Here is a 14,011-nt window from a genome sequence, read left to right as displayed (position 1 = left end):
ACCGAGAACCCACATTCAGTGAAACCCACCTCCATCAGCGCCGACCGCCTCTTTGAAGAACATCGGGAGTCGCTGCGTTGGGAGTGGATTGCTGGTCACGCGCACCCCGAACGCCGCTTCGACGAAGCCGCCGTGCGCGACGCACACTCTGCCGCCGATCTGGTCGGTTACCTCAACTACATCCACCCCTACCGCGTGCAGATCGTCGGTCGTCGTGAGGTGGCCTATTTGAGCGAAGCCATCGGCGAGGTGTTGGACCGGCGCATCTCCCGCATCGTCACCCTGGAACCCCCGGTTCTCATCGTGGCCGATGACCAATCGCCACCGGACCGCTTGGTGGCCATGTGTGACCGAGCCGAGATACCGATGTTTGTGACGGCCGAGCCGGCCGGCCACGTGATCGACGTGGTGCGCGCCTATCTGGCCCATTTGTTTGCCAACCGCACGACCCGTCACGGCGTCTTCATGGACATTTTGGGCCTGGGCGTGCTGCTGACCGGCGAATCAGGCTTGGGCAAAAGCGAATTGGGGCTGGAGCTCATTTCCCGCGGCCACGGTCTGGTGGCCGACGATGCCGTGGATTTGTTCCGCATCTCGCAGACAGCCATCGAAGGGCGTTGCCCGGAACTGCTGCTGAACCTGCTGGAGGTTCGCGGCATCGGCCTGCTGGACATCAAGGCCATCTTTGGTGAAACCGCGGTGCGCCGCAAGATGCGGCTCAAATTGATCGTGCACCTGGTACGCAAAGAAACCATGGAGCGCGATTTCGAGCGCCTGCCCTACGAGCCGCTGTATGAGGAAGTGATGAGCACGCCCGTCCGCAAGGTCATCATCGCCGTGGACGCGGGGCGCAACTTGGCGGTGCTGGTCGAGGCGGCCGTACGCAACACCGTGCTGCAGTTGCGCGGGATCGACACCTACCGCGAGTTCGTTGAGCGCCATCAGCGCGCGATTGAAAAGGGTCAACTCGACGAGAGTTGACCCTTTCGCGGTACTCCGCAAAAAAGGCCGGAGAGTTGACCCTTTCGCGGCACCCCGCAAAAAGGGTCAGCAGGAACTAGATTGCGGACGTTTTCCAGCCTAGCTATTGCGGTGCGGGCAATCCGTCTTGATGCAGCTGGCATACAGCGCCAGCGAATGTTCTTGCAAATCAAAGCCGCGGGCGCGTGCAATGGAATGCTGGCGCTCTTCGATTTCGGCATCGAAAAACTCTTCGACCCGCCCACAAGTCAGGCAGACCAAATGGTCGTGATGATTGCCCTGATTGAGCTCGAACACCGATTTGCCAGACTCGAAATGATTGCGTGACAGCAAGCCGGCTTGCTCAAACTGCGTCAACACGCGGTAAACGGTGGCCAAACCGATGTCGGCATCCTCGGTCAGCAAGGCCTTGTAGACATCCTCCGCGGTCATATGGCGCTGCGTGGTCTTTTGGAAGATTTCCAAAATCTTGATACGCGGCAACGTGGCCTTCAGCCCGCTGTTCTTGATTTCTTCGGTCCGGTTCATGCTTGATGGGGTGGGCGTCGCCCACCGTGGGCCTGCCGCTAGAATGGGCCGATCATAGCCAGCTCCGGCTTTATCCAGCAGCCCCAGCCCCGACAGAATCGCACATGCACCCGAATTCAAGAACCGCCTCGCCAATTCGCCTGGGTCTGCTTGCGCTGACCGCTGCCTTGACCACTTTGCTGACCGCTTGCTCTGGCTTCCCGTCGGTGTCGGGCGACAAGGTTTTCGGCCTGGTACGCCCCTATCGCATGGACATCGTGCAAGGCAATGTGCTGACCAAGGAGCAGGTTGCCAAGGTCAAGCCAGGCATGAGCCGAGCGCAGGTGCGCGACCTGCTGGGCACACCCTTGCTGACCGATGTGTTCCATGAAAACCGTTGGGACTATGTATTCACGATCCGACGCCAGGGCATCGAATCCCAGCAGCGCTTGGTCGTCGCCTGGTTTGACGGCGATGTGTTGAAGCAACTCGACTTGCCGCCGGACCTACCGTCCGAGAACGACTTCGTGACCGCCATCAACACCCGCGAGTTGCGCGGCGACACGCCCAAATTGGCGCTGACCGAAGAAGAGCGCAAAGCCCTGCCCGTACCCGTCAAACCGGCCACGCCTGCCGCAGAAACGATGGGTGCGCAGCGCAGCTTCCCGCCACTGGAGGCCGCGAAATGACTGTGCGCATTGCCATCGCGGGCTGCTCGGGCCGCATGGGCCGCATGCTGATCGAAGCGGTCGTCAACAGCGCTGATTGCCAACTGCACGGCGCCTTGGATCGCCCCGGCAGCCCAACCCTGGGCCAGGACGCCAGCGGCTTCTTGGGCCACAGCAGCGGCGTGCTGGTGACGGACGATCTGCATGCCGCGCTGAAGGGCGCCGATGTGTTGATCGACTTCACCCAACCCGAAGGCACGCTGGCCCATTTGGCGGTCTGCCGAGAGTTGGGCGTCAAGGCAGTCATCGGCACCACCGGGTTTGACGCAGCTCAGAAGGCCTTGATCGGCGAACACGCGCGCCATATCGGCATCATGATGGCGCCCAATATGAGCATTGGCGTCAACGTCGTGCTGCGCTTGCTTGACATGGCGGCCCGCTCGCTCAACGAAGGCTACGACATCGAGATCATCGAAGCTCACCACCGCCACAAGGTCGATGCGCCGAGCGGCACCGCGCTTCAAATGGGCGAGGTGGTCGCCGCTGCGCTGGGCCGCGACCTGAAGGAATGCGCAGTCTACGGCCGCGAAGGCGTCACCGGCGAGCGCGACCCGTCCACGATTGGTTTTGCCACCGTGCGCGGCGGCGATATCGTCGGCGACCACACCGTGCTGTTTGCCGGCACCGGCGAGCGCATCGAGATCAGCCACAAGTCCAGCAGCCGCGTCACTTATGCGCAAGGCAGCTTGCGGGCAGCCCGCTTCTTGGCCACTCACCCGGCCGGGCTGTACGACATGAGCGACGTGCTGGGCTTGCCGAGGTAAATGACATGACGGGATTCAGCGAATTCTGGAGCCAAAGTGACGACGTCGGCCGCGCGGTCGCCTTGCTGCTGCTGTCGATGTCGGTCAGCGCCTGGGTCGTGATTTTTTGGAAGAGCTGGACGCTGCGCCGCACCCGTCAAGGCATGACGCAGGCGGTGCCGGCGTTTTGGGCCGCTGCCGATATTGCTGCCGGCCGGGCGGCGCTACAAGCATTTGATGCCGAGGCGGTTTTGCTGCCGCTGCTGGACGCTGCCACCGAAGCCGCCCCCAGTGGCACGCTAGAAGCGGCGGGCAAGCGCGAATCACGTCTTACCCGCCGCCTGCGCGACGCGCTGCACCGGGTGCTGGGGCGCTTGCACTTCGGCCAAGTACTGCTGGCCTCGATCGGCAGCGTGTCGCCCTTTGTGGGCCTGTTTGGCACCGTCTGGGGCATCTACCACGCCTTGGTCAGCATCTCGGCCGGCGGCAATATCACGATAGAGAAGATTTCCGGCCCGGTTGGCGAGGCCTTGATCATGACGGCGGCTGGTTTGGCGGTGGCGATTCCGGCCGTCTTGGCCTACAACATCTTCGGCAAACAGGTCGGCGACTGCGAGGCCGAGTTGGAAGGCTTTGCGCATGATCTGCGCGAGATGTTGGAACAAGACCGCATCGCGGACTAAGCCAGATGGCATTCGGCAGGCTAGAGCGCACCGAGCGACCCAAACCGATGGGCGAGATCAACATGACGCCGCTGATCGACGTCATGTTGGTGCTGCTGGTGATCTTCATGATCGCTGCGCCCTTGATGAGCTCCTCGCTGCGACTGGACTTACCCAAGAGTGAAGCGGCGACGCCGTCCGATGCACCCAAATTCATTGCCGTCTCTTTGGCACCGGATGGCGGGCTCTACCTGGGCGAAGAAAAGTTGTCTGCGCAGACATTTCGGCAGCGCATCGGCGAATTGGGCCGCGCCAACGCAGAGCTTGAGGTGCAACTGCGTGCGGACAAACAGGTGCCTTACGGCCAGGTGGCCGAGTTGATCGGCTGGGTGCAAGCCGCCGGCTTGAGCCGCATCGCCTTCGTCACCGAAGCGCCGCAATAAGACCTGAGGCTGCCGTACCCACGGCCAGCCACGGGCCTGCCCCTACAATTTGCGTATGAACGAAAAGTACGCACCTAACGAGATCGAAGCCGCCGCGCGGCAATATTGGAATTCCCGTGACGCTTACCGCGTAACCGAGGATCAAACCAAGCCCAAGTTCTACGCATGCTCGATGCTGCCCTACCCCAGCGGCAAACTGCATATGGGCCATGTGCGCAACTACACGATCAACGACATGCTGGCGCGCCAACTCCGCATGAAGGGCTACAACGTGTTGATGCCTATGGGCTGGGACGCCTTCGGCCTCCCGGCCGAAAACGCCGCGATCAAGAACGCGGTGCCGCCGGCCAAATGGACCTACGACAACATCGCCTACATGAAGTCGCAGATGCAATCGATGGGCCTGGCCATCGACTGGTCGCGCGAAATCGCCACCTGCTCGCCCGAATACTACAAATGGAACCAATGGCTGTTCCTGAAGATGCTGGCCGCCGGCATCGCCGAGCGCCGCACCCAAGTCGTCAACTGGGATCCGATCGATCAGACCGTCCTGGCCAATGAGCAGGTGATCGACGGCAAAGGCTGGCGCTCCGGCGCCACGGTTGAAAAGCGCGAGATCCCCGGCTACTACCTGAACATCGTCAACTACGCCGAAGAGTTGCTCGGCGCCGTGGCAGACCCGACGCACAAGAGCTATCTGAGCGGCTGGCCCGAGCGCGTGCGCCTGATGCAGGAGAATTGGATCGGCAAGAGCGAAGGCGTGCGCTTCGCCTTCCCGCACCAGATCAAAGGCGCCGACGGCGCGCTGATCCAGGACGGCCGCATGTATGTCTTCACGACCCGTGCCGACACCATCATGGGCGTGACCTTCTGCGCCGTGGCGCCCGAGCATCCGCTGGCCACGCATGCGGCCGCCGGCAATGCTGAGTTGAGCGCCTTCATCGCTGAGTGCAAGAGCGGCGGCACGACCGAAGCCGAACTCGCCACGCAAGAGAAAAAGGGCAAGCCCACCGGTCTGTTCGTAACGCACCCGCTTACCGGCGCACAGGTCGAAGTATGGATCGGCAACTATGTGTTGATCGGCTACGGTGATGGCGCCGTAATGGGCGTGCCCGCGCATGACGAACGTGACTTCGAGTTCGCACAGAAGTACGGCCTGGCTATCAAGCAAGTCGTCGGGGTCGAGGGCGAGAGCTACGACTTGGCCAAATGGGCTGACTGGTATGGCGACAAGCAACGCGCCGTCTGCATCAACTCCGGCGAACTGGACGGCCTGACGTGCAAAGAGGCCGTAGCCAAGGTCGCCGAGCTGGTCGGCGCCAAGGGCCTGGGCGAGCTGAAAACCACCTGGCGCCTGCGCGACTGGGGCATCAGCCGCCAGCGCTACTGGGGCACGCCGATTCCCATCATCCATTGCGCCGACTGTGGCGCGGTGCCAGTGCCCGAGAAGGATCTGCCGGTCGTCTTGCCGGAGGAATGCATCCCCGACGGCAGCGGCAACCCGCTCAAGAAGCATGCCGGTTTTCTGAACGTCGCCTGCCCGCAATGCGGCAAGCCGGCGCAGCGCGAAACCGACACGATGGACACCTTCGTCGATTCGTCCTGGTATTTCATGCGTTATTGCGACGCACAGAACAAAGACGCCATGGTCGGCGCAGGCACCGACTACTGGATGGGCGGCGCCGGCAATGGCAGCCCCGGCATGGACCAGTACATCGGCGGCATCGAGCACGCGATCCTGCACTTGCTCTATGCGCGCTTCTGGACCAAGGTGATGCGCGATCTGGGTCTGGTCAAGATCGACGAGCCCTTCACCAAGCTGCTGACCCAAGGCATGGTGCTCAAGGGCGCCTTCTCGCGCAAGCCGGCCGACGCGGGCAAGAACTATTACTGGGAAGACGAGGTCGAGGTCGAACTCAACGCCCATGGCCAGATCGTCGGCGGCAAGCTCAAGGCCGATGGCCTGCCGCTTGAGTATGAGCTGACGACGATGTCCAAGTCCAAGAACAATGGCGTCGACCCGCAGGCCTTGATCGACCAATACGGCGCCGACACCGCCCGCCTGTTCGTGATGTTCGCCGCCCCGCCCGAGCAAACGCTGGAATGGAACGATGCCGGCGTCGAAGGCGCGCACCGCTTCCTCAAGCGGGTCTGGGCTTTTGCCATCAAGCAAGAAGCGGCGATCAAGACCGGCGGCCGCGACTTCGCCGCTTTGAACGGCGACGGCAAGGCGCTGCGCCGCGAGGTTCATCTGGTGCTCAAGCAGGTCAGCTATGACTACGAGCGCATGCAGTACAACACCGTGGTGTCGGGCGCGATGAAGTTGCTCAACGCCTTGGAAGGCTTCAAGTCGCAAGGCCAAGACGCGGCCGTGCGCGAAGGCTTCTCGGTGCTCTTGCGCCTGCTTTACCCGGCCTGCCCGCATATCGCGCATACGCTCTGGCAAGACCTCGGCTTTAGCGATGCTTTGGGTGATCTGCTCGACACGGCCTGGCCATCGGTTGATGAAGCGGCGCTGGTGCAAGACGAGATCGAGCTGATGCTGCAGGTCAACGGCAAGCTGCGCGGCGCGATCCGCGTGCCGGCCGGCGCCGACAAGGCTGCGATCGAAGCGGCCGCCTTGGCGAATGAGGACTTCATCAAGTTCTCCGAGGGCAAGCCGGCCAAGAAGGTCATCGTCGTGCCGGGCCGTTTGGTCAATCTGGTCGTCTGAAGCGGCTTATGCAGCGTCGACATCTTTTGCTGGCTTTGGGCATTAGCCTGACGGGCTGCGGCTTCGCGCCGCGGCGTGAGCCCGAGCTGCTGTTCCAGAGCCTGGCGATCAGCGGCATCAAGCCCGATTCACCGATGGCGGCCGAGCTGCGCCGCCAGCTGTCGCGCACCTCGGTGGTGGTGGTGGAAGACGCCAACAAGGCGCAGCTGGTGCTGGTGGTGTTGAAGGATGTGCGCGAACGCTCGGCGGTGGTGTCCACGACCGCTGGCCAAGTGCGCGAGTGGCAGTTGCGCCTGAACTTCGACTTCATGCTGCGCACGCCCAATGAAGAGTTGCTGCTGCCGCGCACCGAGCTGCGCATGGTGCGCGAAATGAACTTCCGCGAAACCGACGCCTTGGGCAAGGAGCAGGAAGAAGCCCAGCTTTACCGCGCCATGCAGTCCGACGCGGTTGCGCAGGTGATGCGGCGCTTGGGCGCCGTGCGCCTGCCTAGCTGAGGCCCCATCAAGATGCAGCTCCGCGCCGAAGCCCTCGCCCCCCAACTCGCAAAAGGGCTGCGACCGATCTACACCGTCTATGGCGACGAGCCGCTCTTGATTCAAGAAGCGGCCGATGCGATCCGCGCGGCGGCGCGCGCCCAAGGCTATAGCGAACGCAAGGTCTTCACCGTCGCCGGAGCCCATTTCGACTGGGCTCAGGTGCTCGGCGCGGCGCAGGCGCAGAGCCTGTTTGCCGACCGGCAGCTGATCGAAATCCGCATCCCGTCCGGCAAGCCCGGCAAAGACGGCTCCGAGGCCTTGCAGCGTTATTGCGCGCGCCTGCCCGAAGATGTGGTGACCCTGGTCAGCCTGCCCAAACTCGACAAGACGCAGACCAGCAGTGCTTGGTTCAGCGCGCTGGACGGCGCCGGCGTGACGCTGCGGGTTGACCCGGTCGAGCGGCGCGCGCTGCCGCAGTGGATCGCCCAGCGCCTGGTGGCGCAAGGCCAGCGCGTCGCGGACGGCGAGATGGGTCAGCGCACGCTGGCGTTTTTTGCCGATCGGGTCGAGGGCAATCTGCTCGCCGCGCATCAGGAACTGCAAAAACTCGCGCTGCTGCACCCCAAGGGCGAGCTGAGTTTCGAGCAAATCGAGTCGGCCGTCTTGAACGTGGCGCGCTACGACGTCTTCAAGCTCAGTGAGGCGGTCTTGGGCGGCCAGGTCGCGCGTGTTTTGCGCATGCTGGAAGGCCTGGAGGCCGAGGGCGAGGCGGCCGTGCTGGTGCACTGGAGCCTCTCAGAAGATATCCGCGCGCTCAAGCGTGTGCGCGATGCGGTTGACGCCGGCAAGCCGCTGCCGATGGCAATGCGCGAATCGCGCGTCTGGGGGCCGAAAGAACGCTTGTTCGAGCGCATCGTGCCGGGCCTGCACGCGGCTGATTTGACCCGTTTGGTAGCGGCCGCCCAGGTCTGCGATGGCTTGGTCAAAGGCTTGCGCCACCCCGACTGGCCACAAGACGCCTGGGCCGGCTTGCGCCGTTTGGCGCTGATGCTGGTGGAGACCACAGCCGCGCGCGGGCCTAGGCTGGCGCTGCAGAGCTGAACCGCCTCAATAGCCTTGATGCCGCTGCACCAGATGCTGCAGCGGTTGACCCGCCCGCAAGGCCAGCACATTGGCCCGCACCACCGCGGCGGCGCTGCGCGGGTCGGTCTGCGCGGCGCAATGCGGCAAGACGGTGATGCGCGGGTGCCGCCAAAACGGATGATCGACCGGCAGCGGCTCCTGGCGAAACACGTCCAGCACCGCTCGGCTCAGACGCCCGCCATCCAGCGCCGCCAAGAGCTCGACCTCCAACACATGGGCGCCACGCGCCAGATTGACAAGGCTGGCGCCGGGCTTCATCGCTTCGAAGCGGGATGCATCGAAGAAGTCTCGCGTTTGCTCGGTCAGCGGCAACAAGTTGACGACGGTATCGGCCTGCGCCAGCCCCTCGGCCAAGCCCGCCTCGCCGTGGAGGGTGTGCACGCCTGTCAAGAGAGCAGGCCGGCGGCTCCAGCCGCTGACGGCATAGCCTTGCGCCGCCAAAGACTGCGCCACGCGCCCGCCTAACTCACCAAGCCCCAGCACCAGCACCCGCCATTCGCTCGCGCGCGGCTGTTGGGGTGCTATCCACTCGGCCCGCCCCTGCTGCGCTTGCAGTTCGAAGAAACCACGGTGTAGCGACAGCACTGCCCACAAGGCCGTGTGCGCCATCGATTCGTTCATGGCGGGGTCCACCATGCGCGCCAAGGGTACCTCGGGCGGCAGAGTCAGGTCTTGCAGCAGCCTATCGACTCCGGCCCATAGCGACTGGATCAAGCGCAGCTTGGGCAGACCGGCGAGACTGCCCGGCTCGGGGTTGGCAACGACCGCCACCTCCACCTCGGCGGCCTCCGCCGGATTGACGGGCGGTGCCAGCAGCCATTGCTCGTCGGGCATGACGCTTTGCAGCAGATGCAGCCAATGATCACGCTCGGCCGGCAGCCAACGCCCCAGCAAGAGCAGACTCATTCGTCTTTGTCTTCCACCGCCTCGCACAAGGCCATCAAGCCGGCCCGCAGGGTTGCTGTGCGCACCGCATGGCGGTCGCCGGGAAACAGCTCCCGCCAAACTTTGGGCGGTGACCCCGCGTGCACCAGCGCCAGCCAGACCGTGCCTATGGGCTTGTCGGCGCTGCCTCCCGTCGGCCCGGCGATGCCGGTGACCGACAAGGCCCAATCAATCGGGGCATGCGCCAGCAAGCCGCGCGCCATATGCAGCGCTACCTCGCCGCTGACCGAACCGTGCAGGCCAATCAGCGCCGCCGGCACGCCCAGCAACTCGGTCTTGGACTCATTGCTATAGGTGACCACACCGCGCTCGAACCATTGGCTGGAGCCGGACAAGCTGGTGCAGGCCGCAGCGATCAGGCCGCCGGTGCAGGACTCGGCCGTGCCCATTTTTTCGCGCCGCTGCGTCAGGGCGACGCCGATGCGATCGATCAACTCTTGCTCTTCGGGAAATAGCATGCTCATCACCCCCAGAAAAATCGCCACAGCGCGATGACCATAAGGGTACATCCTGCCGCGACAAAATCATCGAACAAAATGCCCCAACCTTGCGCCCAGCCGACCGGGCGGCCGCGCTCGCCCTTGAACAACTGATCAGCCCAGCCGACCGGCCCCGGCTTGGCGGCATCGAAATAGCGGAACAGCGCGAACGCGATCAGCTGGCCCCAGAAACCGACCGGCGAAACAAGCCACAGGATCAGCCAGAAGGCGACGATCTCGTCCCAGACGATCGCACCGGGGTCAGGTGTTGCCATATGGCGCGCCGTCAGCGTGCAGGCCCACCAGCCAATCAAGGTGCTGGCCACGATCAGCGCCGCCCATTGGCCGTCATTCAGCCAGGGGTTGATCAGCACAAAGCTGAGCCAGGCCCAGAGCGTGCCTACGGTGCCGGGCGCCTTCGGAGACAGGCCGCTGCCGAAGCCCAAGGCCATCCAACGCGCTGGATGGCCCAGCATGAAGCGCGCAGTGGCGCGGCGCGGCGCTGTGGACTCTGTTGCGGATTCACTCATGATTTGAAATGGTCAAAGCTGCTGAATTGGTGTGACAAGACCTGACCCTCGGCGTCGAGCAGGCGCAAGCCGGCTGCGGCTTCGATGCGGCCGATCCGGATCACCGGCGTAGCGCTTTGCTCGGCGGCCCCTTGCACGGCCGCGCGCTGCGCGGGCGCCGCCGTGAACACCAACTCATAGTCGTCGCCACCGGCCAGACCGCATTCACGCTTCAAGGCCAGCGGTTGGGCGGCCAGCACGGCACTGCAAGGTAACAGGTCCACCTCCAGGCTGGCGCCAACGGCGGAGCGCTGCAAGATGTGGCCGAGGTCGCCGATCAAGCCATCCGAAACATCAGCGGCGCTGCTGGCGACACCGCGCAAAGCCTGACCCAGGGCCACGCGCGGCTGAGGGCATTCCATCGCAGCCCGCACTTGTGCGAACTGTTCGCCGGGCAGACTGATGCTGCCGCGAAACACTTCCAGCGCCAGCCGCGCATCACCCAATGAGCCGGATACATAAACATCGTCGCCGGGCTTGGCGCCGCTACGCAGCAGGGCCGCGCCGGCCGGCGCCTCGCCCATCACCGTAATGCTGATGTTGAGCGGGCCCTGGGTGGTATCACCACCAACCAGATGGATGCCATGCGCATCGGCCAAGGCAAACAAACCTTTGGAGAAGCCCGTGAGCCAACTGGCATCGGCGCGCGGCAGCGCCAGGGCCAGGGTGAAGGCACGCGGCGTAGCACCACAGGCGGCGAGGTCGCTGAGGTTGACGGCCAAGGCTTTGTGGCCGAGCCGCTCGGGCGCCACAGTCGACAGAAAATGCCGTCCTTCGACCAGCATATCGGTAGACACCAGCCATTGCATGCCCGGCGTAGGCGCCAGCACCGCACAGTCATCCCCTATGCCCAGCACGACGCCGGTCTGGCCTTGCTCGCGCACAAAAAACCGCTTGATCAGATCGAATTCACCCATGCGGGGATTCTCGCCGGTGTACGGCACGGGCTATGCAAGTTGAGGTCGCAAATACGCATTTCCGCGTATAGCCCCGCTCTCGCCAAGGGCTGACACTTGCTGTCAGCGTAAAAGTGTCAATATGCGCACTCCTACAATCCAATGGCTCGCACATCGAGCCCAGCAAGACTTCACAGGCCCGCCAAGAGAAATTGCCCATGCCCACGTCTGAACAAAAGAACGCCCAGTTTCGCCAAGCAGCGCTTGAGTATCACGAGTTCCCGACGCCGGGCAAGATTGCCATCGCCGCTACCAAGCAACTGGTCAATCAGCGCGACTTGGCGCTAGCTTATTCGCCCGGCGTGGCCGCCGCTTGCGAGGAGATCGTTGCCGACCCGGCCAATGCCTTCCGCTACACCTCGCGCGGCAATTTGGTCGCCGTGGTGACCAACGGCACGGCCGTCTTGGGCCTGGGCGACATCGGCCCGCTGGCTTCCAAGCCGGTGATGGAAGGCAAGGGCGTGCTGTTCAAGAAGTTCGCCGGCATCGATGTGTTCGACCTGGAGATCCAGGAGCGCGACCTCGACAAGCTGGTCGATATCATCGCCTCGCTGGAGCCGACCTTCGGCGGCATCAATCTGGAAGACATCAAAGCGCCGGACTGCTTTTATGTCGAGCGCAAGCTGCGCGAGCGGATGAAAATCCCGGTCTTCCATGATGACCAGCATGGCACGGCCATCGTCGTCGGCGCGGCCTTTTTGAATGGCCTCAAAGTGCTCGGCAAGGACATCAAACAGGTCAAGCTGGTGACTTCGGGCGCCGGTGCAGCTGCGCTGGCCTGCTTAGGGCTGCTGGTCAAACTCGGTCTGCCCAAAGAGAACATCTGGGTCACCGACCTGGCCGGCGTCGTTTACGAAGGCCGAGTCGAGTTGATGGACCCGGACAAGGCCGGCTTTGCGCAAAAGACCGAGATGCGCAGCCTCAGCCAAGCCATTGAAGGCGCGGACATCTTCCTCGGCCTGTCGGCCGGCGGTGTGATGAAGCCGGAGATGGTGGCCAAGATGGCCGAGCGGCCCATGATTTTCGCGCTGGCCAATCCGACGCCGGAGATCACGCCCGAGGAAGTCAAGGCGGTGCGCAGCGACGTCATCATGGCCACAGGCCGCACCGATTACCCGAATCAGGTCAACAACGTCCTCTGCTTCCCCTACATCTTCCGAGGCGCATTGGACTGCGGCGCGACGACGATCACCGATGAGATGGAGATCGCCGCCGTCCACGCGATCGCGGAGTTAGCACAGGCCGAGCAGAGCGAGGTGGTGGCAGCGGCCTATGCCGGCGTGAACCTGAGTTTTGGGCCTGAGTATCTGATTCCCAAGCCCTTCGATCCGCGCCTGATGATGAAGATCGCACCGGCGGTGGCACAAGCCGCCGTCGCTGCGGGCGTCGCTCAGCGCCCGATCAAGGACATGGAAGCCTACCGCGAGAAGCTGCAGAGCTTTGTCTACGCCTCCGGCACGACGATGAAGCCCATCTTCAACGTCGCCAAACGCGCCAAGAACAAGCGCGTCGCCTACGCCGAGGGCGAAGAAGAGCGCGTGCTGCGCGCGGTGCAAGTGGTGATTGACGAAGGCCTGGCCCGGCCAACCCTGATCGGGCGCCCTGCGGTGATTGCCGAGCGCTGCGAGCGCTTCGGTCTGCGCCTGCAAGAGGGCCGCGACTACGACATCGTCAACGTCGAAGAAGATCATCGCTACCGCGACTATTGGCAGACCTATCACCGCATGACGGACCGCAAGGGCGTGACGGCGCAGTTGGCCAAGATCGAGATGCGCCGCCGCTTGACGTTGATCGGCTGCATGATGCTGCACAAGGACGAGGTGGACGGCATGCTGTGTGGCACCTGGAGCAACACAGCCATGCATTTGCACTACATCGACCAGGTCATTGGCAAGCGCCCCGGCGTCAAGAACTTTGCCTGCATGAACGGTCTGATCCTGCCGGGCCGCCAAGTGATGCTGGTGGACACCCATGTCAATTACGACCCAACGGCCGAGCAATTGGCCGAAATCACCGTGATGGCGGCGGAAGAAATGATGCGTTTTGGCCTGCGGCCCAAAGCGGCCCTGCTCTCGCACAGCAATTTCGGCTCCAGCAACCATCCCTCGGCGCTGAAGATGCGTGAAGCGCTGGGCCTGATTCGCAATGCCGCGCCTTGGCTGGAAGTGGACGGCGAAATGCACGGCGACACCGCGCTCGACGCCGCCTATCGCAAAGACCTGATGCCGCATAGCACGCTCAGCGGCGAGGCCAATCTGCTGGTGCTGCCCAATATCGACGCTGCCAATATTTCCTACAACCTACTCAAGACGGCGGCCGGCGGCGGCATCGCGATCGGGCCGGTCTTGCTTGGCGCAGCCAAACCTGTCCATGTGTTGACGCCATCGGCAACCGTGCGACGCATCGTCAATATGACGGCGCTGACCGTCGCCGACGCTAACGCGGCACGCTGACAAGGGCTGGAGTTCACCGCAATTCGAGCACCATATTGGTGCTCGAATTAGGCCTTTGTAGTGAGTTTTTACAAATGTTTGTGAGGGCTTACCGAGCCCCTTTCGACACAAGAGAATTCAGCTGCACAGTCTTATAACAGCATGTGTGCGCTCACAAACAAAAGAGTAATATCACCCTGAACCGCGGCGAAGCGCTTGAGCTTTTCGGGC

Annotated in this window: 14 protein-coding genes; 9 read left to right on the top strand and 5 right to left on the bottom strand. The window is 63.3% G+C overall.

Annotated elements, in window-relative coordinates:
• Positions 1 to 18: 18 nt before the first annotated feature.
• Positions 19 to 981, top strand: a complete 963-nt coding sequence (gene hprK, locus PRZ03_RS01990) for an HPr(Ser) kinase/phosphatase (protein WP_263534882.1) — start codon at positions 19 to 21, stop codon at positions 979 to 981.
• Between the two features lie 99 nt (positions 982 to 1,080).
• Here the strand turns inward: hprK and fur are convergent, their stop codons facing one another.
• Positions 1,081 to 1,509 carry a ferric iron uptake transcriptional regulator gene (gene fur / locus PRZ03_RS01985; RefSeq protein ID WP_263534883.1) on the bottom strand — a complete coding sequence of 143 codons (429 nt, stop codon included), beginning with the start codon at positions 1,507 to 1,509 and terminating at the stop codon, positions 1,081 to 1,083.
• Positions 1,510 to 1,613: 104 nt separating this feature from the next.
• On the opposite strand from fur, the gene PRZ03_RS01980 reads away from it, so the two are divergent.
• Genes PRZ03_RS01980 through holA form a run of 7 tightly spaced genes read left to right on the top strand, consistent with a single transcriptional unit; the run spans position 1,614 to position 8,357 of the window.
• Entirely contained in the window at positions 1,614 to 2,177 is a 564-nt protein-coding gene (locus PRZ03_RS01980; RefSeq protein ID WP_273598781.1) for an outer membrane protein assembly factor BamE, read from the top strand.
• Entirely contained in the window at positions 2,174 to 2,980 is an 807-nt protein-coding gene (gene dapB, locus PRZ03_RS01975; protein ID WP_273598780.1) for a 4-hydroxy-tetrahydrodipicolinate reductase, read from the top strand. Before PRZ03_RS01980 ends, dapB begins: the two co-directional genes overlap by 4 nt.
• A gap of 5 nt (positions 2,981 to 2,985) precedes the next feature.
• Positions 2,986 to 3,642 carry a MotA/TolQ/ExbB proton channel family protein gene (locus PRZ03_RS01970; protein ID WP_263534886.1) on the top strand — a complete coding sequence of 219 codons (657 nt, stop codon included), beginning with the start codon at positions 2,986 to 2,988 and terminating at the stop codon, positions 3,640 to 3,642.
• Positions 3,643 to 3,647: 5 nt separating this feature from the next.
• A complete protein-coding gene (locus PRZ03_RS01965; RefSeq protein WP_273598779.1) occupies positions 3,648 to 4,064 on the top strand; it encodes an ExbD/TolR family protein in 417 nt (138 codons plus the stop codon).
• Positions 4,065 to 4,119: 55 nt separating this feature from the next.
• Entirely contained in the window at positions 4,120 to 6,777 is a 2,658-nt protein-coding gene (leuS, locus tag PRZ03_RS01960) for a leucine--tRNA ligase (RefSeq protein WP_273598778.1), read from the top strand.
• Between the two features lie 8 nt (positions 6,778 to 6,785).
• Positions 6,786 to 7,274: an LPS-assembly lipoprotein LptE gene (locus tag PRZ03_RS01955; protein ID WP_273598777.1), complete on the top strand. Its 489-nt coding sequence runs from the start codon at positions 6,786 to 6,788 to the stop codon at positions 7,272 to 7,274.
• 12 nt (positions 7,275 to 7,286) lie between these two features.
• Positions 7,287 to 8,357, top strand: coding sequence for a DNA polymerase III subunit delta (holA, locus tag PRZ03_RS01950; protein ID WP_273598776.1), 1,071 nt, complete (start codon positions 7,287 to 7,289; stop codon positions 8,355 to 8,357).
• A gap of 6 nt (positions 8,358 to 8,363) precedes the next feature.
• Here holA and PRZ03_RS01945 read toward each other — a convergent pair whose 3' ends face one another.
• Genes PRZ03_RS01945 through thiL form a run of 4 tightly spaced genes read right to left on the bottom strand, consistent with a single transcriptional unit; the run spans position 8,364 to position 11,309 of the window.
• A complete protein-coding gene (locus tag PRZ03_RS01945; RefSeq protein WP_273598775.1) occupies positions 8,364 to 9,305 on the bottom strand; it encodes a 2-hydroxyacid dehydrogenase in 942 nt (313 codons plus the stop codon).
• On the bottom strand, positions 9,302 to 9,808 hold the full coding sequence (locus PRZ03_RS01940; protein ID WP_409993909.1) for a CinA family protein: 507 nt from the start codon (positions 9,806 to 9,808) through the stop codon (positions 9,302 to 9,304). Before PRZ03_RS01940 ends, PRZ03_RS01945 begins: the two co-directional genes overlap by 4 nt.
• Positions 9,808 to 10,353 carry a phosphatidylglycerophosphatase A family protein gene (locus PRZ03_RS01935; RefSeq protein ID WP_273598774.1) on the bottom strand — a complete coding sequence of 182 codons (546 nt, stop codon included), beginning with the start codon at positions 10,351 to 10,353 and terminating at the stop codon, positions 9,808 to 9,810. Before PRZ03_RS01935 ends, PRZ03_RS01940 begins: the two co-directional genes overlap by 1 nt.
• Entirely contained in the window at positions 10,350 to 11,309 is a 960-nt protein-coding gene (gene thiL / locus PRZ03_RS01930) for a thiamine-phosphate kinase (protein ID WP_273598773.1), read from the bottom strand. The genes PRZ03_RS01935 and thiL overlap by 4 nt, the downstream gene beginning before the upstream one ends.
• 197 nt (positions 11,310 to 11,506) lie before the next feature.
• Here thiL and PRZ03_RS01925 point away from each other — a divergent pair, with 197 nt between their 5' ends.
• The gene (locus tag PRZ03_RS01925) at positions 11,507 to 13,801 is read left to right on the top strand and encodes an NADP-dependent malic enzyme (protein ID WP_273598772.1); all 2,295 of its coding nucleotides are present in this window, start codon (positions 11,507 to 11,509) and stop codon (positions 13,799 to 13,801) included.
• The last annotated feature ends 210 nt before the right edge of the window (positions 13,802 to 14,011 follow it).

This window comes from Roseateles albus, from assembly GCF_028595345.1.
GTDB classification, from domain to species: Bacteria; Pseudomonadota; Gammaproteobacteria; order Burkholderiales; family Burkholderiaceae_C; genus Paucibacter_A; species Paucibacter_A albus.
Note: the sequence above shows the minus strand (reverse complement) of the source record. Positions and strands in the feature narration are given on the sequence as shown.